The sequence below is a fragment of the Oxalobacteraceae bacterium OTU3CINTB1 genome (assembly GCA_024123955.1).
Classification (GTDB): domain Bacteria; phylum Pseudomonadota; class Gammaproteobacteria; order Burkholderiales; family Burkholderiaceae_D; genus Rugamonas.
The window spans coordinates 4,701,357-4,725,354 of sequence record CP099652.1 but is presented as its reverse complement, the minus strand read 5'-3'; the positions used below and the strand labels follow the sequence as shown (position 1 = coordinate 4,725,354).

General features: G+C 62.7%; 23 protein-coding genes and 3 tRNA genes. 10 read left to right on the top strand and 16 right to left on the bottom strand.

Features of this window, described 5'->3' with window-relative positions:
• Window positions 1-15 precede the first annotated feature (15 nt).
• The 4 genes from NHH73_20350 to NHH73_20335 are packed head-to-tail and all read left to right on the top strand — an operon-like array spanning window position 16 to window position 2,977.
• Window positions 16-393, top strand: coding sequence for a DUF5668 domain-containing protein (locus tag NHH73_20350; protein USX24947.1), 378 nt, complete (start codon window positions 16-18; stop codon window positions 391-393).
• On the top strand, window positions 390-1,109 hold the full coding sequence (locus NHH73_20345; GenBank protein ID USX24946.1) for a cell wall-active antibiotics response protein: 720 nt from the start codon (window positions 390-392) through the stop codon (window positions 1,107-1,109). Before NHH73_20350 ends, NHH73_20345 begins: the two co-directional genes overlap by 4 nt.
• A gap of 13 nt (window positions 1,110-1,122) precedes the next feature.
• Complete coding sequence (locus NHH73_20340) at window positions 1,123-2,217, top strand: histidine kinase (protein ID USX24945.1); 1,095 nt, start codon at window positions 1,123-1,125, stop codon at window positions 2,215-2,217.
• A gap of 16 nt (window positions 2,218-2,233) precedes the next feature.
• Window positions 2,234-2,977 carry a LytTR family DNA-binding domain-containing protein gene (locus tag NHH73_20335; protein ID USX24944.1) on the top strand — a complete coding sequence of 248 codons (744 nt, stop codon included), beginning with the start codon at window positions 2,234-2,236 and terminating at the stop codon, window positions 2,975-2,977.
• On the opposite strand, the gene NHH73_20330 is transcribed toward NHH73_20335, so the two are convergent.
• From NHH73_20330 to NHH73_20300, 7 genes are all read right to left on the bottom strand, one after another.
• A complete protein-coding gene (locus NHH73_20330; protein USX24943.1) occupies window positions 2,958-3,299 on the bottom strand; it encodes a PEP-CTERM sorting domain-containing protein in 342 nt (113 codons plus the stop codon). The genes NHH73_20335 and NHH73_20330 overlap by 20 nt on opposite strands.
• 123 nt (window positions 3,300-3,422) lie before the next feature.
• Window positions 3,423-5,777, bottom strand: a complete 2,355-nt coding sequence (locus tag NHH73_20325) for an ATP-dependent DNA helicase (GenBank protein ID USX29665.1) — start codon at window positions 5,775-5,777, stop codon at window positions 3,423-3,425.
• Entirely contained in the window at window positions 5,765-7,405 is a 1,641-nt protein-coding gene (locus tag NHH73_20320) for a VRR-NUC domain-containing protein (protein ID USX24942.1), read from the bottom strand. The genes NHH73_20325 and NHH73_20320 overlap by 13 nt, the downstream gene beginning before the upstream one ends.
• A gap of 187 nt (window positions 7,406-7,592) precedes the next feature.
• On the bottom strand, window positions 7,593-8,147 hold the full coding sequence (locus tag NHH73_20315; GenBank protein ID USX24941.1) for a phasin family protein: 555 nt from the start codon (window positions 8,145-8,147) through the stop codon (window positions 7,593-7,595).
• 62 nt (window positions 8,148-8,209) lie between these two features.
• Entirely contained in the window at window positions 8,210-8,419 is a 210-nt protein-coding gene (locus tag NHH73_20310) for a hypothetical protein (GenBank protein ID USX24940.1), read from the bottom strand.
• A 66-nt stretch (window positions 8,420-8,485) separates the two neighbouring features.
• Window positions 8,486-10,684 (bottom strand): ATP-binding protein, encoded by a 2,199-nt coding sequence (locus NHH73_20305; protein USX24939.1) that lies wholly within the window; start codon window positions 10,682-10,684, stop codon window positions 8,486-8,488.
• 71 nt (window positions 10,685-10,755) lie between these two features.
• Window positions 10,756-11,175, bottom strand: coding sequence for a helix-turn-helix transcriptional regulator (locus tag NHH73_20300; GenBank protein USX24938.1), 420 nt, complete (start codon window positions 11,173-11,175; stop codon window positions 10,756-10,758).
• 126 nt (window positions 11,176-11,301) lie between these two features.
• Here NHH73_20300 and NHH73_20295 point away from each other — a divergent pair, with 126 nt between their 5' ends.
• Window positions 11,302-12,150, top strand: a complete 849-nt coding sequence (locus NHH73_20295; GenBank protein ID USX24937.1) for an NmrA family NAD(P)-binding protein — start codon at window positions 11,302-11,304, stop codon at window positions 12,148-12,150.
• Here NHH73_20295 and NHH73_20290 read toward each other — a convergent pair whose 3' ends face one another.
• From NHH73_20290 to NHH73_20275, 4 genes are all read right to left on the bottom strand, one after another.
• Window positions 12,151-12,477 (bottom strand): helix-turn-helix transcriptional regulator, encoded by a 327-nt coding sequence (locus NHH73_20290; protein ID USX24936.1) that lies wholly within the window; start codon window positions 12,475-12,477, stop codon window positions 12,151-12,153. It lies immediately after the preceding gene.
• Window positions 12,461-12,724, bottom strand: a complete 264-nt coding sequence (locus NHH73_20285) for a type II toxin-antitoxin system RelE/ParE family toxin (GenBank protein ID USX24935.1) — start codon at window positions 12,722-12,724, stop codon at window positions 12,461-12,463. The genes NHH73_20290 and NHH73_20285 overlap by 17 nt, the downstream gene beginning before the upstream one ends.
• 163 nt (window positions 12,725-12,887) lie before the next feature.
• Window positions 12,888-12,972, bottom strand: a tRNA-Leu gene (locus tag NHH73_20280).
• Window positions 12,973-13,186: 214 nt separating this feature from the next.
• Window positions 13,187-13,271, bottom strand: a tRNA-Leu gene (locus NHH73_20275).
• A gap of 213 nt (window positions 13,272-13,484) precedes the next feature.
• Here NHH73_20275 and NHH73_20270 point away from each other — a divergent pair.
• A complete protein-coding gene (locus tag NHH73_20270) occupies window positions 13,485-15,131 on the top strand; it encodes an ATP-binding protein (protein USX24934.1) in 1,647 nt (548 codons plus the stop codon).
• A 74-nt stretch (window positions 15,132-15,205) separates the two neighbouring features.
• Here NHH73_20270 and NHH73_20265 read toward each other — a convergent pair.
• A tRNA-Leu gene (locus tag NHH73_20265) sits at window positions 15,206-15,290 on the bottom strand.
• 346 nt (window positions 15,291-15,636) lie between these two features.
• On the opposite strand from NHH73_20265, the gene rnr reads away from it, so the two are divergent.
• The 4 genes from rnr to NHH73_20245 all read left to right on the top strand — a co-directional run bounded on the left by rnr (window position 15,637) and on the right by NHH73_20245 (window position 20,470).
• Window positions 15,637-18,147 (top strand): ribonuclease R, encoded by a 2,511-nt coding sequence (gene rnr / locus NHH73_20260; protein ID USX24933.1) that lies wholly within the window; start codon window positions 15,637-15,639, stop codon window positions 18,145-18,147.
• 3 nt (window positions 18,148-18,150) lie between these two features.
• Window positions 18,151-18,894: a 23S rRNA (guanosine(2251)-2'-O)-methyltransferase RlmB gene (gene rlmB / locus NHH73_20255; protein USX24932.1), complete on the top strand. Its 744-nt coding sequence runs from the start codon at window positions 18,151-18,153 to the stop codon at window positions 18,892-18,894.
• A 143-nt stretch (window positions 18,895-19,037) separates the two neighbouring features.
• A complete protein-coding gene (gene cysE, locus NHH73_20250) occupies window positions 19,038-19,784 on the top strand; it encodes a serine O-acetyltransferase (GenBank protein USX24931.1) in 747 nt (248 codons plus the stop codon).
• Between the two features lie 11 nt (window positions 19,785-19,795).
• Window positions 19,796-20,470 (top strand): YceH family protein, encoded by a 675-nt coding sequence (locus NHH73_20245; GenBank protein USX24930.1) that lies wholly within the window; start codon window positions 19,796-19,798, stop codon window positions 20,468-20,470.
• A 160-nt stretch (window positions 20,471-20,630) separates the two neighbouring features.
• Here the strand turns inward: NHH73_20245 and NHH73_20240 are convergent, their stop codons facing one another.
• The 4 genes from NHH73_20240 to NHH73_20225 all read right to left on the bottom strand — a co-directional run bounded on the left by NHH73_20240 (window position 20,631) and on the right by NHH73_20225 (window position 23,622).
• Window positions 20,631-21,581, bottom strand: a complete 951-nt coding sequence (locus NHH73_20240; protein USX24929.1) for a hypothetical protein — start codon at window positions 21,579-21,581, stop codon at window positions 20,631-20,633.
• A complete protein-coding gene (locus NHH73_20235; protein USX24928.1) occupies window positions 21,578-22,435 on the bottom strand; it encodes an ABC transporter ATP-binding protein in 858 nt (285 codons plus the stop codon). Before NHH73_20235 ends, NHH73_20240 begins: the two co-directional genes overlap by 4 nt.
• Window positions 22,432-22,803, bottom strand: coding sequence for a GntR family transcriptional regulator (locus tag NHH73_20230; GenBank protein ID USX24927.1), 372 nt, complete (start codon window positions 22,801-22,803; stop codon window positions 22,432-22,434). Before NHH73_20230 ends, NHH73_20235 begins: the two co-directional genes overlap by 4 nt.
• A gap of 108 nt (window positions 22,804-22,911) precedes the next feature.
• The gene (locus tag NHH73_20225; GenBank protein USX24926.1) at window positions 22,912-23,622 is read right to left on the bottom strand and encodes a DUF72 domain-containing protein; all 711 of its coding nucleotides are present in this window, start codon (window positions 23,620-23,622) and stop codon (window positions 22,912-22,914) included.
• Between the last annotated feature and the right edge of the window lie 376 nt (window positions 23,623-23,998).

The following is a 23,998-nucleotide window of genomic DNA, read 5'->3' as shown; positions in this document are numbered from 1 at the left end:
AACAGGGGAACTCATATGAACGCAGAAATAGCATATCAATGGCGCAAACAGCTGGTCTGGGGGCTGCTGATGATCGCCGTCGGCTGCGCCTTCCTGCTGGAGCGCGCCGGCTACATCGACTTCGACGTCGACATTGTGCGCCTGTGGCGCTACTGGCCATGGCTGGTGGTCATGACCGGCATCATACAAATCATTCCGCCCACCACGCCGCAGTATTTATTGAGCGGCCTGGCGAACATCTTCTTCGCCGGCTGGTGGTACGTTTCCTTCAACCGCATCTGGGGCTGGGGCTTCGGCGACACATGGCCCGCGCTGATCGTCGCCTTCGGCATCGGCCTGTTGCTGCGCCCACTGCTGGATAACATCTTCGCCGCGGCAAAGGAGCAAAAATGAGCGCCTTCGCCAAAACCGATCCAAAATCGCAGATGGCAATCGGCATCGCGGTCATCGTCGTCGGCTTGCTGTTCCTGGTCGATAACCTGGGTTGGATCGACCTCGATTTCCGGCGCCACTTGCTGCCGACGGCGTTGATCTTCTTCGGCATCCTGAAACTGCTGCAAACCCGGACCTCCTCCGGCAAGTTGACCGGCGGCGGCTTGATCGCGGCCGGCGTGCTGATCTTCCTGAGCCGCTCCGGCATTTTGTATATCAGCTGGCATTCGCTGTGGCCCATCCTGTTGATCGTGTTCGGTTGCGCGGTGGTGTTCAAGTCGGGCACCGGCCGCTCGGTCTTCAAGCAGGCCGGCGGCGGGGCGAAGCCGGACCCGGACAGCGAGTTCGATCAGATGGGCGTCGACATCACCTCCTTCATGGGGGCCTTCAAGCGCCGCATCGTCACCGCCGATTTTCGCGGCGGCGAAATCACCGCGCTGATGGGCGGCTGCGATCTCGATCTGCGTCAAAGCTCGATCAACGGCGAGGCGGTGCTCAACGTCTTTTCGCTGTTCGGCGGCGTCATCATCAAGGTGCCGGTCGACTGGACGGTGGTGTTGCAGGGCACACCGATCATGGGCGGCTTCGAGGAAAAGACCGTGCCTCCGGCCGCGCCGGGAAAAGTGCTGTACGTGCGCGGCTACGCCATCATGGGTGGGCTGGAAGTACGCAATTAAGAACTAGCCGAGCATGCAGGAGAACTCCCCCGGCCCACGCGGCGCGGCCATCTACATGGTGGTGTGGCTGTTCATCGGCGTCGCGCTGGGCGCCGTGATCGCGCTCCTGGGCGACACGCCGATGGCCAACGCCATGCTGTTCGCCATTCCGATCAACCTGGTGTACGCGTTCGCGGCCGGCTACTCGGCCTACTACATGTGCCGCGCCTATCCGCTGGGCAGCCGCCGGCCGCTGTCGATCGCGCTGGTGCTGATGGCGGCAGCGCTGGTCTGCGGCATACTGTGGCTGCTGCTGGGGCATGTCTGGAACGGTGTGACCATGTTGCTGGGCGCCGACTGGGCCGGCATCGTCATCACCCGGCAGCTGTCGGCGCTGATCGTCGGACTGGGCATCCTGTTGTACGGTTTCGCGGCGGCACTGCATTACATGGTGATCGAATTCGTGCGCGCCAAACACGCCGAGCAGCGCGAGCTCGAATCGCTGCTGATGGCGCAGGAGGCGGAGTTGCGCATGCTGCGCACGCAGATCGATCCGCACTTCCTGTTCAACAGCCTCAATTCGATCAGCGCGCTGACCTCGCAGGACCCCAAGGCGGCGCGCCGCATGACGCTGGAACTGGCGAGTTTCTTCCGTCAAAGCCTGGGCATGGAGGCGCACAAAAAAGTCACGCTGGGCGAAGAGATGGTGCTGATACGGCACTTCCTGGGGATCGAGCAGGTGCGCTTCGGCCAGCGGCTGTTGGTCGAGGAGTCGCTGGAGGACGCGGCGCTGGCATGCCTGGTGCCGCCGATGATCATCCAGCCGCTGGTGGAAAACGCCGTCAAGCACGGCATCTGCAATATGCCGGAAGGCGGCACCGTCCGGGTGGGTGCGCGGCGCGCCGGATCGATGCTGTATATCCGCGTCGACAATCCGGTCGACGCGGAGTCGCCGCCGGCGGCATCCACAACGGGCAAAGGCAATGGCAACGGCATCGGCCTGACCAACGTGCGCCAGCGCCTGGCGGGCGCATACAAGCATGAAGCCAGCATCCATTGGGGCTACAACGAGAACGGCTTCGGCGTGGAGATCGCGATGCCGGCGCAAACGACCGGGGGTGAAGTGTGATGGTGGAGATCAGAGCATGCGTATCGTAATCGTCGACGACGAAATGCTGGCGCGCGCGGTGGTGCGCGAGTACCTGTCGGAGCACGCGGACGCCAAGATCGTGGCCGAATGCGCCAACGGCTTCGAAGCCGTCAAGGCGATCACCGAGCTGTCGCCGGACGTGGTGATCCTCGATATCCAGATGCCCAAGCTGGACGGCTTCGAAGTGGCCGAGCTGGCGGGCGCGAAGACGCGCTACATCTTCGCCACCGCCTTCGACCAGTATGCGATCAGGGCGTTCGAATTCCACGCGCTCGACTATCTGCTCAAACCCTTCAGCCAGCAGCGTTTCGACCAGGCGCTGGCGCATGCGCGCGCCAATCTGGGCAAGGTAGGCGGCCCGGCGGATGCCGCGATGGAGAACATGGTGCGCGAGGCGGCAGGGCGCAACAAGCCGCTGGGCCGCGTGCTGATACGCGACGGCGCAAAGGTGCATGTCATCAGCAGCGACAAGATCGACTATATCGAAGCGCAGGACGATTATGTCCAGATCAGGGCGGAGGGCAAATGCTACCTGAAGAACCAGCGCCTGACGGAACTGGAGGGGCAACTCGACGGCGAACAATTCCTGCGCATCCACCGCTCGTACATCGTCAACATCGCCTGCGTGGAGCGGATCGAACAAGCCACCAAGGACAGCCACGTGGCGATCCTGCGCGACGGCGGCAAGCTTCCGGTCAGCCGCAGCGGTTATCAGAAAATCAGGGATGCGGTTCGGTAGGTGTGGCCGGGCGGCTAAACGGCTTGCTTTGTTGGCGCGCCGCGATGCCCAGCATGCTCAGGCCGAGCATGACCGTCAGCACCGCCGACGGCTCCGGCACGGAAGACACGGGCAGCACCAGCCGCGTGTCGTTGGCGGTGGCGATCACCGGGCTGGCGCTGTAGTCGTACTTGGACAAGTAGGCTTGAGGATCGATGCTGGCATTCCAGACGGGCGACGGGCCGGTGGCGACGTCATCGTTGGCAACGATAATCACGGCGGCGAATGATGGTGAGCTGATCAGCGATAGCGCGCACAGCATGAAGCGAATTGTCTTCGGCATTGGCATACACCTGTTCAGTTATAAACAAAAGCCTTGTGAGCTCAGTTGATCATCATACTATGGAATAATTATCATTATATTATTGGATTTTCCCATTGTGACAATCATCGCAATAGTGTGCGGCTATGGTGTGGGAGTGGCGGATTCGATGCGCCACCAGGCCGGCATCAGCTGCTGGATTTCCGGGCGGCCGAAGCGGTCGTCGATCAGGTAGACGGTGCCCTGGTCGGACTGCGTGCGGATCACGCGGCCCGCCGCCTGCACCACCTTCTGCAGGCCGGGATAGGTGTAGGTGTAGTCGTAGCCGGCGCCGAAGATGGCGTCCATGCGCAAGCGGATTTGCTCGTTGACGGGATTGATCTGCGGTAGTCCCAGGGTAGCGACGAAGGCGCCGATCAGGCGCGCGCCGGGCAGGTCGACCCCTTCGCCGAAGGAGCCGCCCAGCACCGCGAAGCCGATGCCTTCGCTCTCCAGCGTGAAGCGGGCCAGGAACTGCGCGCGTTCCGCTTCGTCCATGCGGCGCGACTGGCGCCACACCGGCACGTCCGGAAAGGCCTCCGCGAACTGGTTGGCCGCCTTTTCCATGTAATCGAAGCTGCTGAAGAAAGCCAGGTAGTTGCCGCGCTGGCGCTGGTACTGGCCGCCCATCAAGGCGGCGATGGGACGCAGCGATTGCTGGCGGTGCTGATAGCGCGTGGAGATGTGCGACGCCACCTGCACCGACAGCTGCTCGGCCACGAACGGCGATTCGACATCCACCCAGGCGGTGGTGTCGGGCATGCCGAGCATGTCGCCGAAGTAGTTCCAGGGACTGAGTGTGGCCGAGAACAGCGCGGTGGTGTGCGTGCTCTCGAAGCGCGGCTTGAGGAAGGGCGCCGGCACGATGTTGCGGATGCAGAGCACCGAGTTGGAATGGCTGGCGCGCGCGCCTTCGCTCTTTTCGATGTCGAACAGCGCGTGGTCGCCGAAGCTCTCGGCCAGCCGCGCGAACATCAGCGCGCCGAAGTAGAACTCCTGCAGGTCGGCGTCGACATGGCTCGGATGGTCGGCCATGTAGTCGGAGATCGCGGTGGCCGCCGTCTGCAGCGCGCCCATGAACTTCTCGGGCAAGGTAGCGTAGCACTGGTATTCGCCCGTCTGGTCCTTCTCCAGCTGGTTCCATTGCCGGTGCACGCGGTCCAGCGGCTTTTTCAATTCCTCCGGCACCACCTTGCGCAGCATGCGCAGGCTGGCGTGCTCCATCTCCGCCGAGTACATCTTGCGCGCGCGGGACACCATGTTGTGCGCTTCGTCCACCAGCACGTTGACTTTCCAGTCGTTGAGCAAGGTGAGGCTGTGCAGCATGGCGCTGATGTCGAAGTAGTAGTTGTAGTCGCCGATGACGATGTCGCACCAGCGCGCCATTTCGCTGCTCAGGTAATACGGGCAAACGTCGTGCGCCAGCGCGACCGCGCGCAAGGTCTCGCGGTCCAGCGCCAGGAACGGTGCCTTGGCCGCTTCGTCGCCTTCTGGTGCAGGCGGCAGCATGATGTCCAGCGCCGACTGGCGGGCGGCCGGCAGGCGGTCGTAGAAGCCCTTGGCCAGCGGGCACGACTCGCCGTGGCAGGCCTTGTCCGGATTGACGCAGGCGGTCGACTTGGCCGCCAGCTCCAGCGTGCGCAAAGGCAGCAGCGGCGCGCCCTCGCGGATGATGTCGACGGCGTCCAGCGCCATCTGCCTTCCCGAGGTTTTCGCGGCCAGGAAAAACACCTTGTCGACGCCATGTTCGGCGCTCGCCTTCAGCATCGGGAACAGGCTGCCGACGGTCTTGCCGATGCCGGTCGGCGCCTGCGCCAGCAGGCACACGCCGCGGTTGCTGGCCTTGTACATCGCCTCGGCCAGTTGGCGTTGGCCGGGACGGAAATCGGCATGCGGAAAACGCATCGCCTTGAGCTGCGCGTCGCGGGCCTCGCGGTGCGCCATCTCCTTCTCCGCCCATTGCAGGAACAGGCCGCACTGTTTTTCAAAATACGCGCGCAGGCCGAGCGCAGTATGCTCTTCGTGCAGCAGGGTTTCCTTCTGGCTGCCGATGTCGAAGTAGACCAGCGCCAGATGCACCTTGTCGAGACCCTGCTCCTTGCACAGCAGATGGCCATAGATCTTGACCTGCGCCCAATGGAGCTGGCGCTGATTGTCCGGCATCTTCTTCAAGTCGCCGCGATAGGTCTTGATTTCCTCCAGCCGGTTGGCGCGGCGGTCGTAGCCGTCGGCGCGGCCGCGCACGTGCAGCGGGCCGAAGTCGCCGGACAAGGGAATTTCGGTTTCGTAATCCTCGTCGCGGCGCGACGTCACCAGCGCGTGGCCGGCGATGCCTTCCTGCGCGGTGGGCGAGGGCGTGAAGCGCAAATCCAGGTCGCCGGTCTTGGCGGTGAACTCGCACAGCGCGCGCACGGCGACGGTGTAGGTGGGTTGGCTAGCAAGCGCGTTCATGCCGCCCATTGCAGATAGCACACCGAGATCGGCATCTGGTGCGTGGCGCAGTATTCGATCCAGCGCAGCTGGTTGTCCTGCAGGCGGTCGCCGGGGCCCTTCACCTCGATCATGTTGTAGCGCCGCTCGGCGGGCCAGAACTGGATCAGGTCGGGGAAGCCGCTGCGGTTGGCCTTGATGTCGAGCAGGATGCGCTCGAAGGCGCGCTTCAGGTGCAGCGGCGGGATGCAGTCGAGCGCCAGCCCGATCAGGTCCTCGTCGAGCGCCTCCCAGTACAGGAAGGGCGACTGGATGCCGGTCTTGGCGGCGTAATTGGCCAGGATGGTGGCGCGATACTGGTCGCCGTCGAGCTGCGCCAGGCAGTGGGCGAATTGCTGCGCGCGGCGGCGCTGGAAATCGGCGCTGTGCAGATCGGCGGGCCCGCGATGGTAGGGATGGAAGAAGGCGCCCGGTATCGGGCAAAACACGGCGTCCCAGCACAGCAGGCCGAACAGCGAGTTGATCAGCGAATTTTCGACGTAATAGACCGGCGCGTCGTCGCGCGTCAGGTGGTCGCGCACGACGAATTCGACATAGCTCGGTTCCTGCGGCGGCGGCAGGCTCAGGTCGATGCGCAGCGCCTGCGCCAAGGGCGTGCGCGGCAACTTGGCGTGGCCCAGCTTGCGCGCCAGGCGCGGCGCCATGCGCAGCAGTTGCTGGCGTTCGGCCTCGCTCTCGGGCTGTTGCATCGCGATTTGCAGGAGGTCGAACGCTTCGCGCGGCTGCTCGTCCTTTTCCAGCACGCGGATGGCGCGCGCGCGGGCGCCGGGATAGTGGCAGTTTGCGTAGAGCGCGTGCGCGGCCTTCCAGTCGGCCAGCTTTTCCACGTGCTGGGCGATGGTGAAGGTCAGCTTGTCGCGCCGGCTGCGCAGCCATTCGTTATCGTCCGAGCAGGGTGGCAGATCGCGGATCACGTCGGCCGGGTCCTCGCCGTCGACGAAGCGCTCGTGGCACTGGTGCAGCATCAGGAAATCGTCGATGTCGCGGCGGCTGCGGAAGCCGCGCGCGGCCGGAGAGAACGCCACCTTTTCGTACTGGTAGATGCCCAGGTCGGACAACACGAACTCGGTCCAGTCCTGGTGATAGTTGCCGAAGAAGATAAGGCGCAGACGATCGCACAACTGCTGCGTCAGATGGCTATAAACATGATCGCCGGAATTCTCGTACCAGTTGGAAAAGCGGTGCTGGCCGTCGTACTGTTCGCGCAGCGCTTCGAGCTGCTCGGCCTTGCGCAACTGGCGCACGTGCGGCGTCAGCTGGAAAATCTTGCCGATCTCGGGCTTTTGCAGCAGATCGAACAGCTGTTCCAGGTCCAGCAGCGGATCTTCCTCGATCAGGCCCAGCGCGGTCAGCGGGCGGGCGGCCTCGTGCGCGCTACCGATCTCTGCATACGCCAGCTTGCTCGCCCGGAAAAGCGTTCCCTTGCGCATGACCATGCGCACCAGCAGCGCGCGCGACGCTTGCGGCAGCGTGGGAAAGGCGGTGATGAAGTCGCGTTCCTCGGTGGTCAGCAGATCGTCGTAACGGTCGCCTATCCACGTCAGCACCTGATGGAAGTTATCCAGGTAATAAAACGCGTTATCGAGAACTTTGATCATTGCAGGGGAAGCGAGGAGAGCGATAAACTGTATTTATATACAGTGTATCGCGTTCCGAACCGCTTGCCCAGCAAAATCAACTCCGGGGTCAGGTCCACCAATTCTACACAAGCTCGGCGCTGTCACGCCGTTACAGCTTAGGCCGTGTAGAAATGGTGGACCTGACCCCGAATTGGAATCAAACCGATCAGGCTTGCTTGGCGGAGGGGGTGTTTTTTTCCACCATTTCGCTGGCTTTGGCGATTTGCGCCTCTACCGACTGCACCGCCTGCTTGGTGGCTTTGGTGACCTGCTCGTAGCCGTTGAAGGCGTTGTCGATGGCCGTTTTGACGATCTGCACCGCGTTTTCCGAGCCGGGACGGACGTTTTTGGTGACGTCGTAGATCAGCGCGCTTAGATTGCTTTTGGCTTCGGCCACGTGGGCGTCGGCGGCGCGGGTGAATTCTTCGCGGATCTCGGCAATGATCACGCCCAGCTGCTGGTTGTAGGCGTTGGCGCCGGCGACGCCCGGCTGCAGCTTGGCGGCGGCCAGGGTCATCGCCGCTTTCGGATCGGCCGCCTGGCTCATTTCCCTGCCGGTGGCCAGGCCTTCCTCCATCTGCGACTTGGCGGTGGCCATGTTCAGCGCGACCACCTGCTCGACGCCTTGCACGGCTTTGCTGGTGAGCGCGTTAAATGTTTCGAGTTGGAATTCAAACAGGGCTTTGGTCGCGTTGGCAAATTGCTCGGGATTCGTAAACATACAGTCTCCTCATGATGATGGTATGTAATGCCCCGGGGTTCTCCCGTGTTGTTGTGGGTCCATTATTTAGCAAGAACTAACTTTTCGCAACGGCTATCTTTGTACGGTCCCGCAGCCTTCTCCCAGCCGGCGCCGAGCGGGGTTTGCGAAAACGCCAGCTTGCCGTCGATTTTGCTGCGGTACTGCCACCAGGGCGCCGGACCGGCGCTGAGCTGGCCGCAGCACAGCAACAGTGTCAGCAGGACGGCGACACGCGTATTGATATTGGTCATGCTTTGAGCGTACAGCAAATCGGCGCCGGTGGCGATGCATGTCGATCCGACATCATGCGGTGAAGTTCACAGCGGCGCCACCTTCGGCAGGCGCAGGGTGAAGCGCGCGCCGTCGCCCTCGGCGCTGCTGGCGTCGATGCGTCCGCCCAGCACGCCGGTGACGATGTTGTGGGTGATGTAGAGGCCCAGCCCGGAGCCGCCGGAGCCGAGCCGGGTGGTGAAGAAGGGGTCGTAGATGCGCGGCAGGTTGGCGGCCGGAATGCCGGCGCCGGTGTCGCTGACTTCGATGACGAGCTCGCCGTTGCCGCCGTCGCGGGCCGACAGCATGATCGTCCCGGAGGTGCGGCCGTCGAAGCCGTGCACGATGCTGTTTTCGATCAGATTGTGCAGCGCCTGGCTCAGCGGACCCGGATAGCTGTCCATTTCCAGCATGTGGTCGACATTCTCTTCCAAGGTCAGGCCGTGCTGGCGCAGGCCGGCGTCGAGCGGTTGCAGCAGTTGCGAAATCGGGTCGCCCAGCACGAAGCGGGCCCGCTGCGAACTGGCGCTGTCGACGGCGATGTGCTTGAAGCTGGCCACCAGCGCCGCCGCGCGGGTGAGGTTGCGCACCACCACCTCGTCGGCGCTGGCGGCCTGGTTCAGATAGCTCTCCAGCACCGAGCGGCGCAGGCCGCTGTCCAGGTCGCGCCGCAGTTCCGCCGTGCGCTCGCTCATGCTGCTGGCCATCACCAGGCTGTTGCCGATCGGCGTGTTCAGCTCGTGCGCCACGCCGGCCACCAGCGCGCCCAGCGCCGCGAGCTTGTCGCGCCGCACCAGCTCATCCTGCGTCAGGCTGAGGTTGTCGAGCGCGGTGCTCAGCTCTTCGTTGATGTGCTCGGCGTCCTCCTTGGCCTGCAACAGCTCGGCCGTGCGCGCCGCCACCAGTTCCTCCAGGTGCTCGCGGTGGCGCCGCAGTTCTTCCTCGCGGCGGGTGCGGACGATGGCGATGCCGGCGATATAGGTGGCAGCGCCGATCAGGCTCAAATCCTCGGGGCTGGGCGTGCGCACCTCGCGGTAGTACATCGCGAGCGAACCGAGCACGGTATCCTTGTCGAGCATGATCGGCACCGACCAGCAGGCGCGCAGGCCGTATTGGGCGGCCACCGCCTTGTAGTCGGCCCACAGCGGGTCGTTCATGATGTCGGCCACCACCACCGTTTGCTTGCGGTGGATGGCGGTGCCGCAGGAGCCGGCCACCGGGCCGATCGACAAGCCTTCGAGGGCGGCCAGGTAGTCCGGTGGCATGTTCGGACCAGCGCCGACCTGGACGGTGACGCCGTCCGGCGCCAGCAGCATCGCCGTGCACATCACGTTCTCGGACTGCGATTCGATCAGCAGCATCAGGCGGTTGAGAATCTCGCGCAGCGGCGCGGCGCGGGCGATCATCTCCAGCAGGCGGTTCTTGCCGTCGCGCAGCGCGTCGGCCAGCTTGCGCCGCGTGACATCGACCACCCGCACGTGCATCAGCCGGTGTGGCCCGGAGTTAAGCGGCACCATGCGCAGTTCGCAACACACGGCGCGGCCCAGGCTGTGCCGCATGGTCAGTTCGAACACCTGCACGCCGCCGGCCATGACTTGCTCGACGTGCGCCTCGAATACCTGTGACGAGGCGCGCCCGTCCGGCTGCGCTGGCGGACACAGCGACAGGAAGTGCGCTTGCACCAATTCGGTTGCGGTCAGTCCGAACAGTTCGCGCGTGCGGCGGTTGACGTCCAGGATGCGGTAATTGCCGCGTTGCAGCAGCAAGATGGCGTCCGGCGAGCCGGACAGCATGGCATGGTAGTTGACCTCCAGCGTGGACATGGCGGGCAGGTCCGCCGCGACCGGCGCCGGCTGGATCACCTTCAAGCGCAGCAGGATTTTTTCGGCCAGGTCGTCGGCGTTGAGGCCGAGCGGCAGATAAGCGTCGGCGCCGGCCGCCCGGGCGCGCTCGTGTTCGTCCTCGCTGGGCGAGCTCGACAACACATAGATGGGCAAGTTCCGACCGCACACCTGCTGCAGGCGCTGGCAAAGCTCCAGGCCGGCGCTGCCGGCCAGTGCCGCGTCCAGCACGGCCAGGGCGACGCCGCCGGCGTCCGCCTCGGCCAGCGCCTCGTCGCCGCGGCTGACCGCGCGCACGTCGTAGCCATACCTGCCCAGCGTTTTGCCGAGCGTGACGTGGTCGTACGCCGCGCTGGTGGCAATCAGTATCGTGTGCGGCTGATCGGGTGAGAACGGCGGCATCATGGTGTGGGTCCGGTTCCGCAAGGCGGAGGTAAAAACTAGTGTATTACAAGATGGGTGGGACCCGCCAGCGTTTATGCCGCCGCAACCGTGGCCGCCTCCTGCGCCTGTTTGATTTGTTGGAAGTTATCCTCGATCCAGTCGACCAGCACCTCCAGCCGCTCGGCCGCCTCGCGTCCCAGCGGGGTCAGGCTGTACTCCACGTGCGGCGGCAATACCTGTTGTGCCACGCGCAGCACCAGGCCGTCGTAGGCCAGCGCGTCCAGCGTTTGCGCCAGCATTTTCTCGCTGACGCCACCAATCGCGCGCCGCAGCTGGCTGAAGCGGTGGGTGCCGTCGAGCAGCACCACCAGCACCAGCACGCCCCAGCGGCTGGTGATGTGGGCCAGCACGGCGCGCGACGGGCAATCGGCGGCGAGCACTTCGGCGCGCTGGCCGTCGCTGAGCGCGGCGAGGCTGTTGCGCAGGGATTTGCTGGTTTTCGGCTCGGTCATGGCGGGTTCCATTCTAGATCATCTGTACTTACTAAATTGTACGTACTTACAATTCGAAAGTATAGGCTTTATGATGCTCCAAACCGCGCGGAATGTCCCTGCGGAGCTCAACGCAAAGGAAAAGTCATGATTATTGTTACTGGTGCGACCGGCCAACTGGGCCGTCTGGTGATTGCCAGCTTGTTGAAAACCACCCGCGCCGCGCAGATCGTCGCCGCCGTGCGCGACGTCGCCAAGGCCGCCGACCTCGCCGCCCAGGGCGTGCAAGTGCGCCGTGCCGATTACAATGATGCCGCGTCGCTGGACAACGCCTTCGTGGGCGCGACCAAGGTGCTGCTGATCTCGTCGAGCGAGGTGGGGCAGCGCGTGCCGCAGCACCGCGCCGTCATCGATGCCGCCGCGCGCGCCAAGGCCGGGCTGTTCGTCTACACCAGCGTGCTGCGCGCCGATAGCAGCCAGCTGGGCCTCGCCGCCGAGCACCGCGAAACGGAAGCGCTGATCCGGGCGTCCGGCCTGGCTTACAGTCTGCTGCGCAACGGCTGGTATGTGGAAAATTACACCGCCGGCCTCGCTGGCGCGCTGGCGCACGGCGCGTTGGCCGGCGCGGCGGGAGAAGGGCGCATCGCCGCCGCCGCGCGCGCGGACTATGCGGACGCGGCGGCGGCAGTGCTGTCGAGCGCCGGACCGGTCGAGCAAGTGTATGAACTGGCGGGCGACACCGCATTCACGCTGGCGGACCTGGCGGCGGAATTGTCGCGCCAGGCCGGCAAGCAGGTGCCTTTCCATAATTTGCCGCAGCAGGAATACCGCGAGATGTTGATCGGCGTGGGCCTTCCACCACCGGTGGCCGATCTGATCGCCGATTCCGACGCCGCCGCGGCCAAGGGCGCGCTGGACGATGGGGGCCATGCGCTGAGCAAGCTGATTGGCCGCCCGACCATCACTTTGGCGGACGCCGTCAAAGCGGCGCTGTAATTAGAAGTCGAGCTGGGCGGTGGTAACGCCCAGTGCGGCGGCGATTTTCCTGACAGTGGCTGGGCGCAGGTTGATGCTGGCCTCCTGCTTGGCGTATGAAGGTTGGGAAATGCCTAACTTTGCTGCCACTTCCGATTGGGTGAGTTGAAGGTGCTCGCGCCACGCGCGTATAGGCGTCGCGCCGTGAAGCGTAGCACCAACAACTGCTTGCGGAATCAGATCATGTTCCTTTTGATATGCCCGCATGAATTCCTCGTACGGCACGACAACAAATGCAGGGTGTCCGTCGGGTCCGTTGATCAATTGGATGTTAGTAGGTGCCTTCATCTCGCTTCTTCACTTCCTGAATTTCAACAATCTTGATAACCGTCGACCAGTCGAAAAGCACGCGAAAGTTTCCGACTCGTAGACGGTACCGGTACGGATGATTCTTTAGCGCTAGAACCTGAGGGCAGTTGGGCATTTGTTCCAGCGTGTCGGCGGCTTCAAATACTCGAAGCTGAAACTCGGGCGGCAGCTTTCGGAGCTGGCGAACAGCCTTGGGTGTCCATGTAACTTGGTTTTTCAAGTTCATGATAGCTTAAATATAGCTTTATGCCAGAAGCGGCATTGAGATTTGATGGAGTGCTCATTGTCGTGCGGCTGACGATAGGGTAGCTTGCGCAAAACCTGGCGCCAATGAAAAAAGCTCCATCGGACCTTTCGGTTGATGGAGCTTTTTTGCGTATCCGGTAGAGTGGTGCCCACGGAGGGACTCGAACCCCCACACCTTGCGGCACATGGACCTGAACCATGCGCGTCTACCAATTCCGCCACGTGGGCACTGAACTGCTTGCTGCTTCTTGCTTGCTGCGTGTTCTGCAACAGAGGCCCGAATCTTAAAGGAGGGCAGGCACCCCGTCAATAGCAATCTGGTGCCCGGGCGAAATTATTTAAATTTCAAAGTTGCGGATGTGCTGACACCGAAGCCGGCGCGCAAATGAAAAAAGCCTCCAATCTGCCCGGAGGCTGATGGAGGCTTTTTTGCGGAATTTTGTGGTGCCCACGGAGGGACTCGAACCCCCACACCTTGCGGCACATGGACCTGAACCATGCGCGTCTACCAATTCCGCCACGTGGGCACTGTACTGCTTGCTTCGCTGCTGCGTGTTCTGCAACAGAGGCCAGAATCATAAGTGAGCCGCCCACCGCAGTCAAGGGAGAAACCATTTTTTTGTGAAAGAAATCCGCGCGCCACACCCTGCCGCGCGCAGGGGATTTCGCGCTTGCTTGTTCAGTCGCACTTTCGTAAGCTCCAGTTTGCTCACCCGGCGCCCAAGAAACGGAGACAGATAATGGAGATGTTGAACAACTGGTTTAGCAGCCAGGGATTTATGCCGCACGGCCACTGCTTTCTGTGGATACCGTCCATCCTGTGGACCAGCGTCGTCGCCGACGCGCTGATCGCACTGGCCTATCTGACCATCCCCATCACCCTGATCTACTTCATACGCCGCCGCAGCGACATGCCGTTCAACTGGATGTTCATCGCCTTCGGTGTGTTCATCCTCGCTTGCGGCAGCACGCACCTGGCCGAGATTTGGGTGGTCTGGCGTCCCGACTACGTGCCGCTGGTGATCCTCAAGGCGATCACGGCGGTCGCGTCCGTGGTGACGGCTATCGCGCTGGTGCGGCTGGTGCCGGTGGCGCTGCTGATACCAAGCCCGGCCCAGCTGGCCGCCGTCAACGCCGAGCTACTGCAAGCCAACAAGGACCTGCGCGCCGCGATGGAGCGCGCCGAAGTGGCGAACCGCGCCAAGAGCGCGTTTCTGGCGGCAATGAGCCACGAGTTGCGCACGCCGCTCAACGCCATCCTGGGCTACACGCAAATCCTCAGGCGCGACAAGCACCTGTCGCCGACGCAGCAAGCCGGCCTCGGCACGATCCATCAGGGCGGCCACCACCTGCTGGCGCTGATCAACGACGTGCTGGACCTGTCGCGGGTAGAGGCGGGCAAGATGGAGTTCCACCCCAAGCCGGTGCGGCTGGGTGAGTTGTTGACGGTGGTCGCCGACATCATGCGCGTGCGGGCAGAGCAGCGGCATTTGCATTTTGAGCTGGAACTGGTCGGCGGGCTGCCAATGGCGGTCAGCGTCGATGAAACGCGGCTGCGCCAAGTGCTGTTGAACCTGCTTGGCAACGCCGTCAAATTCACCGACCACGGCGCCGTGCGTCTGCGCGTTTCTCCCGCACCCGTGCGCGCGCCGGTCGCGGTGGTCGCGGCGGCATCTGGCCCGGCCGGCATTGCCGCCGTCGCCGAAGTCACGGCCACCGCCCATCTGCGTTTCGAAGTGCTGGACGAGGGTGTGGGCATAGACGCCTCCCTGCTGGACAGCATTTTCGCGCCGTTCGAACAGGTCGGCGACACCGCGCGCCGCGCCGGCGGTACCGGCCTGGGCCTGGCGATCAGCCGCCAACTGGTGCGCCAGATGGGTGGCGATGTGAAAGTGGAGAGCATGCCGGGCCGAGGCAGCCGCTTCTGGTTCGATGTTCCGATGCCCGTCGTCGACGCGCCCGGCCCGGCGGTGGGTGGCGGTGACATCCCGAGTGGCTACCTGGGGCCGCGTAAAACTTTGCTGGTGGTGGATGATGTCGCGACCAATCGCGCTTTCCTGCGCGATCTGTTGGGGCCGCTTGGTTTCCGCATGCAGGAGGCCGACAATGGCGCCGCCGCGCTGCGTCAGGCGAAAATCGATCCGCCCGACCTGGTGCTGATGGACATGGTGATGCCGGACATGGACGGAATTGAAACGACGCGCAGGTTGCGCGCCGAGCCAGGCACCGCCAGCACGCCGGTACTGATTATTTCGGCCAGCTCGACGCCGGAGGAGGGGCAGCGCGCGATCGCCGCCGGCGCCGATGCGTTTCTCAGCAAGCCGGTCGACGAGCACGCGTTGCTCGGTGAAATCGGCGTCCGCCTCAACCTGCAATGGATAAGGTGAGGGCAACCGGCGCGGCAATGAAAAAAGCCCCCAGCGCGCCGTGAGGCTAACTGGAGGCTTTTTGCGGAATTTTTTGGTGCCCACGGAGGGACTCGAACCCCCACACCTTGCGGCACATGGACCTGAACCATGCGCGTCTACCAATTCCGCCACGTGGGCACTGATACTGCTGAACAACAACTGCTGTATTATAGCGACAGGGTGAGTTTCGCGCCAGATGAACTTTCGTTCCATACTGCGCATCAACCCGGTCTGGCAGTTTCTCGGTTAAACTCTGTTTTTCAACATTGTCGCTGCGAGAGACCAAGATTATAGAGCAATCCTGCGCAATGTCAAACACCAAATTCGATATCTGTCTGAAAAATCCTGCACAGGGGTGGCGAATTAGGCTATCCCGGCGTTTCCAAGTACACTACGCCTGTCGCCGTGTCATATATATGCACCCGACGATTTTGCCAGGCCGGATTTCCTCTGAACACTGTCAATAACAACTACAGAAATACTTTTGAACCAAACTACCCACACCATTCCCAGCCGGGAGGAAATTCTCGGCATCTTCCGCAGCGCCAAGGCGCCGCTTGACCTGCTCGCAGTAGCGAAGTCGCTCAAAGTCGCGCAAGACGCACAAGCCGTGCTGTCGCGCCGGCTCAACGCCATGCAGCGCGACGGCCAGATCGTCGCCGACGACAGCGGTCACTTCTCGCTGGCGACCGAGACCGGCTTCGTGGCCGGCCGCGTCAGCAGCCACCGCGACGGCTTCGGTTTCGTCATCCCGGACGAGCCGGGCGAAGACCTGTTCCTGCCCGAAAAAGAAATGCAGAAAGTGCTGCACGGCGACCGCGTGCTGGCCAAGGTCATCGGCGTCGATCGCCGCGGCCGGCCGGAGGGCACCATCGTTGAAGTGGTGCAGCGCGCCAACACCCACGTCATCGGCCGCCTGCTCAACGAAAACGGCACCTGGATCGTCGCGCCGGAAGACCAGCGCATCGCCCAGGACATCCTGATCGAAGGTTCGATCGGCAAGGCGAAATCGGGGCAGGTCGTCAGCGTTGAGCTGACCGAGCAACCGATGCGCTTCAAGCAGCCGGTCGGCAAGATCGTTGAAGTGCTGGGCTCGCTTGACGATCCGGGCATGGAGATCGAAATCGCCGTGCGCAAGTTCGGCGTGCCGCACATCTTCTCGGACGCCGCGCTCAAGCAGGCCAACAAGCTGCCCGACGTCGTGCGCGAGATCGACCTGGCCGACCGCGTCGACCTGCGCGACATTCCGCTGGTAACCATCGACGGCGAAGACGCGCGCGACTTCGACGACGCGGTCTACTGCGAACCGGTCAAGATCGGCCGCGCCAACGCCTTCCGCCTGATCGTCGCCATCGCCGACGTCAGCCACTACGTCAAGCCGAACGACGCGCTCGACACCGACGCGCTCGAACGCAGCACCTCGGTCTATTTCCCGCGCCGCGTGATTCCGATGCTGCCGGAAAAACTGTCCAACGGCTTGTGCTCGCTGAACCCGGCGGTCGACCGTTTGACCCTGGTGTGCGACGCCGTCATCACCGCCAAGGGCGAGATCAAGGCCTACCAGTTCTATCCGGCCGTGATCCACTCGGCCGCGCGCCTGACCTACACCGAAGTGGCCGACATCCTCGGCAACACCAAGGGACCTGAAGCGGCGCGCCGTCCGGGCATCGTGCCGCATCTGCTGAACCTGTACGACGTCTACCAAGCCTTGTTGAAGGCGCGCAGCGAACGCGGCGCGATCGACTTCGAGACCACCGAAACCTACATCGTTTGCAACCCGTCGGGCAAGATCGAAAAGATCATCCCGCGCACCCGCAACGAAGCGCACAAGCTGATCGAAGAGTGCATGTTGACCGCCAACGTCTGCGCGGCCGACCTGCTGATCCGCCACAAGCATCCCGGCACTTATCGCATCCACGCCAGCCCGACCGCTGAAAAGCTCAAACAGGTGCGCACCTTCCTCAAGCAGGTGAACCTGAACTTGAACGGCGGCGACAAGCCGACCGCCGGCGATTACGCCGAGCTGATGCGTCAGGTCAAGGAGCGTCCGGACGCGTCGCTGCTGCAAACCATGCTGCTGCGCTCCATGCAGCAGGCGGTCTACTCGCCGGACAACATCGGCCACTTCGGCCTGGCGTATGAGGCCTATGCCCACTTCACCAGCCCGATCCGCCGCTACCCGGACTTGCTGACGCACCGCGCCATCAAGGCGATTTTGCTCGGTAAAAAATACGAGCCGAAGATCCCGTCGACCAGCGTGCTCAACACCAATGTCTCGAACGCCACGCGCAAGCAGCAGGCCAAGGACAAGGCCGACGGCAAAGAGAAAAAAGCCGCCGTCGACCTGACCGTGTGGGACGCGCTCGGCGTGCACTGCTCGGCCAACGAGCGCCGCGCCGATGAAGCGTCGCGCGACGTCGAAGCCTGGCTGAAGTGCTACTTCATGCAGGACAAGCTGGGCGAGGAATTCACCGGCATCATCACCGGCGTGACCAGCTTCGGCATCTTCGTGCAGCTGGATCAATTGTTCGTCGAAGGCATGGTGCACATCACCGACCTCGGCACCGACTACTTCCAGTACGACGACGCCCGTCACGAACTGCGCGGCGACCGCACCGGCAAACGCTTCCAGCTGACCGACAAGGTCGACGTGCAAGTGGTCCGCGTCGATCTGGAATCGCGCAAGATCGATCTGCGCCTGGCCGGGGTCGACGCGCCGCCGCCACGTCCGGAGAAACCGGCCAAGGACAAGGATCGTAAGAGCAACGTCAAGCCGGGCCCGACGACGTCGCAGCGCCACGAGGTCAAGACCAGCGAGCCGAAGTCGGCGCCGTCCAAGTCCAGGTCGTCCGCTCCGCAGCCGTCCGCTTCCCAGCCCGCCGCCAAACCGGCGTCGCGCTCCAGGGGCGGACGCGGCAAGTCCAATGCCGCGGCGGGTGCCGCGGTAGCACCCCGAGCAGCGCAGCCTGCCTCAAAAAGTAAGAAGAAGCGATAAATAATGAAGAACAAAATGATTTTTGGTTTCCATGCGGTGACCTCGCGTTTGCGTCATGAGGCCTCATCCGTGGAAGAGATTTTCATCGACGCCACGCGCGACGACCGCCGCATGAAGGATCTGGTCGCCAACGCCAAGGCGGCCGGTGTGCGCGTCATGCCGGTCGATTCCGGCCGGCTCGACAAGATCGTCGGCACCCGCCGCCACCAGGGCGTGATCGCCTTCGCCTCGCAGCTGGCGCTGGCGCGCAACCTCGATGAACTGCTCGACGCCATCGAAGGCCCGCCGTTGTTGCTGGTCCTCGACGGCATCACCGATCCGCACAACCTGGGCGCCTGCCTGCGCGTGGCCGATGGTGTCGGCGCGCACGCGGTCATCGTGCCGAAGGACCGCGCCGTCGGTTTGAACGCCACGGCCGCCAAGGTCGCCAGCGGCGCGGCCGAAACCGTGCCTTACATCACCGTCACCAATCTGGCGCGCACCTTGCGCGACCTGAAGGACCGCGACATCTGGCTGATCGGCACCTCCGACGACGGCGAAAAAGGGCTGTACGAAGCCGACTTCACCGGCCCGACCGCCCTGGTCATGGGTTCGGAAGGCGAAGGCATGCGCCGCCTGACGCGCGAGACCTGCGACATGCTGGTCAGCATCCCGATGTTCGGTTCGGTTGAAAGTTTGAACGTCTCCGTGGCCTCCGGCGTCTGTCTGTACGAAGCGCGCCGCCAGCGCCTTGCCAAGGAAGCTTAAACAGCATCCCGGCAAAGCAGTTCCGGCGGCCCGCTTCGAGGGTCGCCGCTGTGTCACCAGCTCCCCCTCCAAGTCTGCCGCTTCTTAGCAACCTCCAACCGGATACGCTAACATGGGCGTTTCGGTTGTCATTCCGTACAGCTATGTTCAACCACCTGCGACAAGACATCAACAGCATCATCGAACGCGACCCCGCCGCCCGCAACACCTGGGAGGTGCTCACGTGCTATCCCGGCCTGCAGGCGATCGTCATGCACCGCTGGGCCAGCTGGTGCTGGTGGCACGGCATGAAGTGGCCCGGCCGCTTCATTGCCTACCTGGCGCGCATCATCACCGGGATTGAAATCCACCCCGGCGCGACCATTGGGAGACGCGTGTTCATCGACCACGGCTTCGGCGTGGTCATCGGCGAGACGGCGGAAGTCGGGGACGACTGCACCATCTACCAGGGCGTGACCCTGGGCGGCACCTCGCTGCACACCGGCAGCAAGCGCCACCCGACGTTGGCGCGCGGCGTCATCGTCGGCGCCGGCGCCAAGGTGCTGGGCGGATTCACGGTGGGCGAATACGCCAAGGTCGGCTCGAACGCCGTACTGCTCAAGCCGGTGCCGGCGGGCGCCACGGCGGTCGGCAATCCCGCGCACATCGTGCAGAAGGAAGCGGCCGCGCCGGTCAGCGCCACCGCGCATTTGTTCTCGGCCTACGGCGTGACGCCGAACGGCGACGATCCGCTGTCGAAAGCGCTGCACGGGCTGATCAATCACGCCGTCCAGCAGGAACAGCAGATCGAGCGCATCCTGGCAGTGCTGAAGGCGGCGGGCTTGCCCTGTCAGGGAGTAGCCGAATGTGATAAATTGAATTCCGACCAATTAAACAAGCTCGTCGAATAAGGATCATGGACATGGAATCACCCGCAGGCGCAGAACTACTGGACCCGTTTGAAATCCGCGTGCTGGCCGTGCTGGCCGAAAAGGAAGCGCTCACGCCGGACAACTATCCGCTGTCGCTGAATGCGCTGGTCAATGGCTGCAATCAATTGTCGAGCCGTGATCCGGTGATGTCGATCTCGGAAGAAACGGTGGCCGAGGTCTTGCAGCGGCTGATGCAGCGCAAGTATGTCAACGGCATCACGCAGGCGGGCGCCCGGGTGACCAAGTACGAACACCGGATGCGCATCAAATGGTCGCTGGAGCAAGACAAGCTGGCGGTGTTGACGATCCTGATGCTGCGCGGCTTGCAGACGGCGGGCGAGATCCGCACCCGCACGGGGCGGTTGCACGACTTCAAATCGGTGGCGGACGTCGAGAACGCGCTGCAATTCCTGATCGACAAATATCCGCCGCTGGTCTCCAAGCTTGCCCTCGCGCCCGGCACCAAGGAACCGCGCTACGGCCAGTTGCTCGGTGGCGAAGACGCGCTGGCGCGTGAAGAAACGGCCGCCGGCCTGGGCGGCTCGGTCAGCTCCGCCTCGTCGGGCGGCCGCGTCGCCGCGCTGGAGCAGGAAGTGCAGCAACTTCGGCGCGACTTCGACGACCTCAGCGCCCAGTTTGCCGACTTCCGCAAACAGTTCGAATAATCAACTCCGGGGTCAGGTCCACTTTTTCTACACGGGCTGATCCGTTAGACCTCCGGCGCGGATCGCGGATTGTAGCGCCGCAGCGAAAATCGCCCCGCAGCTGGTGCTACGGTTGAAGCCGTGTAGAATTGGTGGACCTGACCCCGGAGTTGCTGGTGGGTTAGCCTTCCTCGCGGCGGCGGCGCATCCAGATGGCCACCGCGATCATGGCGGCCCCGGCGGCGACGCCGATCCATACATTGGCGTTGCCCAAGGTTGCCCAGGATTCGCCGAAGATCTGCGGAACGGGCAAGCGGTGCGGTACGCCTTCCGTCAAGACGCGGGCGTCGTCAAACAGCAGCCACGCGCCCGGCACCACGCTGAGCAACAGACGGCAGACGATGTTGCTGACGAACCAGGCCGAGTCGATGCCGATGTGCATGGCTTTTTCGGCCCACAACAGCAGCAGCGCCGTCACCAGCGGCGTGCCGACCGCCCACAGGAACACCTTGGAGCGCGCCATGCTCGACACCATCAGCAGCCAGCCCACCGTCGGCAGCGCCCACATCACGTACAAGGGAAGCAGGCCGAGCATGCGCAGCGGCGTCAGATACAGGTCCGGCGTGACGAGCAGTTCGCCAAACACGTTGGTGCCGTGCGTCAGCAACAGGAAGGCGCCGATCAACAGGATCAGCAGCGACAGCACGAAGCCGATGCCCAGCGTGATCAGCGGCGCCACGACAGCGGCGAGCAAGACCTTCGACAACACCGTCATCGCGTCCGATACCGGCAGCGATTTCCAGAACAGCAGACTGCGGTCGCGCCGCTCGTCATGCAGCGCGCCCAGGCAGTAGAAGAACACCAGCACGCCAAGCACCAGCAGCACCGGCGCGGACGAGGCCATGTACGCCTGCGCCATCGTTTCGACGACTTGCGTGCGCACCTTGCCCTCCAGCGTGACGGACAGGATTTGCGATGGCGAACCGTCACCGTTGATGCTGATGTTCTTGTCGAACGAGGCCGCGACCAGCGCCAGCACCGCGACCAGTGCGGCGATGACCGCCGGCGCCCACACCAGCATGCCCTTATGTTCCCACATTTCGCGCTTGATCAGCCATTTCATGGTTTTCATGCGTAGGTTCCTTTCATGGTGGCGACGAACAAATCGGCGACGCTGGGCGTGCGCAGCTCGCCGAAGTTCGCGAGTTGTTCGCGCGGTACCCCGTCGAACAACATGATCGATTTGCCGAACACGGTGCGCTGGGTCATCGGTTGCAGCGCGTTGGCGGCGGCGATGAACGGTCCCTCGACCATTACTTCCGTGAAGCGCTCGCCGACTTCATCCATCGTCGCGGCCAGCGAGATCTTGCCGTCCTGGATGAACATCAGGTCGGTCAGGATGTGCTCGACCTCTTCGATCTGGTGCGTCGTGATGACGATGGTCTTGTTCTCGTCGAAATAATCCTCGAGCAGGTTCTGATAGAACTGCTTGCGGTACAGGATGTCCAGGCCGAGGGTCGGCTCGTCGAGCACCAGCAGCTTGGCGTCGATCGCCATGACCAGCGCCAGGTGCAGTTGCACCACCATGCCCTTGGACATGGCCTTGACCTTCATCTGCGGATTCAACTTGGTGATGGCCAGATACTTCTCGGCCTTGCTGCGGTCGAAGCGCGGATGCACGCCTTCCACGAAATCGATCGCATCCTTGACCTTGAGCCACTTCGGCAGGATGGCGACATCGGCGATGAAGCACACCTCGTTCATCAGCGCGTCGCGCTGGGTGCGCGGGTCCATGCCCAGCACCGAGAGCTCGCCGTCGAACTGCGTCAGTCCCAGCATCGCTTTGAGCGTGGTGGTCTTGCCCGAACCGTTGGGGCCGATCAGGCCGACAATGCGACCTGCCTCGACCGTGAAAGTGACGCCGTCCAGCGCGGCTTGCTTGCCGTATTTTTTACTGAGGTTGCTCGCGGTGATGATGGCGCTCATGAAGCACCTCCCGGTGTGGCCGGCTTGAGCAGCGATTCGGGTTGCAGGCCGAGCCGGCGAATGCGTTCGAGCATGGCTGGCCATTCTTCGCGCAGGAAGCGTTCGCGTTCGCTGGCCAACAGTTTTTCGTGGGCGCCATCAGTAACGTACATACCTAATCCCCTTCTTTTTTCGACCAAGGTTTCGTCCACGAGCTCCTGATAGGCGCGCGAGACGGTAATCGGATTGAGTTGATAATCGGCCGCAACTTGCCGGACCGAGGGCAGGGCATCGCCCGCCTTGAGGACGCCATCGAGCATCATGCCGATGACCTTGTCCTTCAGCTGCCGGTAGATCGGCGCATTGTCATTCCAGCCTATCGTGGACATACATGTGGTCCCCTAGATGTGTGTTGATGAAGTGGTGTTGTAGTGAACTATAACAGTGATGCAAAAAAATGCAAGCAAAAATGCAAGCAGATCTCTCGGCGCGACGATTTAGCCGAGTTTTGCCATCAATTCCAGCGCATTGGGGAGCGCCGCACCGGACGCGGTGTTATCGAAGATGCACCAACCGGGGTGTTTTTTTAGATACTCGGCAACTTGATTCAGATATTTTTCGTCATATGGTGAGTAATAAATTCGCGGACTGCCGTGCAAGCGCGCGTAAACCATGTCGGTGGTCGGCACGAAAACGCCGGCCTGGCCCGCCGGCGGGTCGGCGATGACGCGCGTGACGCGATGCCGCTTCATCAACTCGGTCGCGTCGTCGCCGAACCAGCTGCCGTGCCTCGCCTCGCAGGCGAGGGCGCATTGGAAGCTTCCGTGCAGGCGTTCGAAGAACCCTTCGGCAACTTCCAGATCGAAAACCAGACTCGGCGGCAATTGCACCAGAATGCAGCCGAGTTTCTCGCCCAAGGTACCCGCTTCGGCCGAAAAACCTGCCAACAAATCATCAATGTCGACTAATTTTTGATAATGACTGATGCTTCGCGGTAACTTGACGGAAAAGCGGAACGCATCCGGCACGCTTTCCGCCCAGCGCGCGTAGGTCGAGGCCTGATGCGGCTTGTAGAAGGATGAGTTGATTTCGGCTGCGTTCAGAACCGTGGCGTAGCGCTGCAAATGGCTGCCTTCACCGGCAAAGTGCGCTGCCGACTGCCGGTCGATACTCCATCCGGCGCAGCCTATACGTATATTTGAAATCATTATTATTAACTCCCCGCTCAAAAAAGAACACCTTGGTTCATTTTAAGACTTCCCGGCAATCGACGGCGCTCAATTCACAGGTTCGGCCGGACCGTTTAAACGATCAAATTGTTGATTATTTGGAGCAACTAGCAATCCTGTATTTTCTGAATATATCTGGTATATGAATTAGTTATTATTCATTCTGCCTAAGTATAATACCGGACTTGACATATTAAATAGCACCAAATTGGTGCGGCCAATAAAGTGGCAATAGGAAATTTTTGTTTAAAATATGAATTTTCGAACAATGTTGCCATGTCCGAAAAGTCCGTGCTATATTGTTTTCACCGCTGAAGCCTTTGGTTGTCATCCTCCGCGCCGTTATCAACCACGA

Excerpts from the sequence above, each read along its gene's own strand:
- NHH73_20350 (USX24947.1), top strand. The coding sequence starts at position 16 with ATGAACGCAGAAATAGCATATCAATGGCGCAAACAGCTGGTCTGGGGG.
- NHH73_20345 (USX24946.1), top strand. The coding sequence starts at position 390 with ATGAGCGCCTTCGCCAAAACCGATCCAAAATCGCAGATGGCAATCGGC.
- NHH73_20340 (USX24945.1), top strand. The coding sequence starts at position 1,123 with ATGCAGGAGAACTCCCCCGGCCCACGCGGCGCGGCCATCTACATGGTG.
- NHH73_20335 (USX24944.1), top strand. The coding sequence starts at position 2,234 with ATGCGTATCGTAATCGTCGACGACGAAATGCTGGCGCGCGCGGTGGTG.
- NHH73_20330 (USX24943.1), bottom strand. The coding sequence starts at position 3,299 with ATGCCGAAGACAATTCGCTTCATGCTGTGCGCGCTATCGCTGATCAGC.
- NHH73_20325 (USX29665.1), bottom strand. The coding sequence starts at position 5,777 with ATGGGCGGCATGAACGCGCTTGCTAGCCAACCCACCTACACCGTCGCC.
- NHH73_20320 (USX24942.1), bottom strand. The coding sequence starts at position 7,405 with ATGATCAAAGTTCTCGATAACGCGTTTTATTACCTGGATAACTTCCAT.
- NHH73_20315 (USX24941.1), bottom strand. The coding sequence starts at position 8,147 with ATGTTTACGAATCCCGAGCAATTTGCCAACGCGACCAAAGCCCTGTTT.
- NHH73_20310 (USX24940.1), bottom strand. The coding sequence starts at position 8,419 with ATGACCAATATCAATACGCGTGTCGCCGTCCTGCTGACACTGTTGCTG.
- NHH73_20305 (USX24939.1), bottom strand. The coding sequence starts at position 10,684 with ATGATGCCGCCGTTCTCACCCGATCAGCCGCACACGATACTGATTGCC.
- NHH73_20300 (USX24938.1), bottom strand. The coding sequence starts at position 11,175 with ATGACCGAGCCGAAAACCAGCAAATCCCTGCGCAACAGCCTCGCCGCG.
- NHH73_20295 (USX24937.1), top strand. The coding sequence starts at position 11,302 with ATGATTATTGTTACTGGTGCGACCGGCCAACTGGGCCGTCTGGTGATT.
- NHH73_20290 (USX24936.1), bottom strand. The coding sequence starts at position 12,477 with ATGAAGGCACCTACTAACATCCAATTGATCAACGGACCCGACGGACAC.
- NHH73_20285 (USX24935.1), bottom strand. The coding sequence starts at position 12,724 with ATGAACTTGAAAAACCAAGTTACATGGACACCCAAGGCTGTTCGCCAG.
- NHH73_20270 (USX24934.1), top strand. The coding sequence starts at position 13,485 with ATGGAGATGTTGAACAACTGGTTTAGCAGCCAGGGATTTATGCCGCAC.
- rlmB (USX24932.1), top strand. The coding sequence starts at position 18,151 with ATGAAGAACAAAATGATTTTTGGTTTCCATGCGGTGACCTCGCGTTTG.
- cysE (USX24931.1), top strand. The coding sequence starts at position 19,038 with ATGTTCAACCACCTGCGACAAGACATCAACAGCATCATCGAACGCGAC.
- NHH73_20245 (USX24930.1), top strand. The coding sequence starts at position 19,796 with ATGGAATCACCCGCAGGCGCAGAACTACTGGACCCGTTTGAAATCCGC.
- NHH73_20240 (USX24929.1), bottom strand. The coding sequence starts at position 21,581 with ATGAAAACCATGAAATGGCTGATCAAGCGCGAAATGTGGGAACATAAG.
- NHH73_20235 (USX24928.1), bottom strand. The coding sequence starts at position 22,435 with ATGAGCGCCATCATCACCGCGAGCAACCTCAGTAAAAAATACGGCAAG.
- NHH73_20230 (USX24927.1), bottom strand. The coding sequence starts at position 22,803 with ATGTCCACGATAGGCTGGAATGACAATGCGCCGATCTACCGGCAGCTG.
- NHH73_20225 (USX24926.1), bottom strand. The coding sequence starts at position 23,622 with ATGATTTCAAATATACGTATAGGCTGCGCCGGATGGAGTATCGACCGG.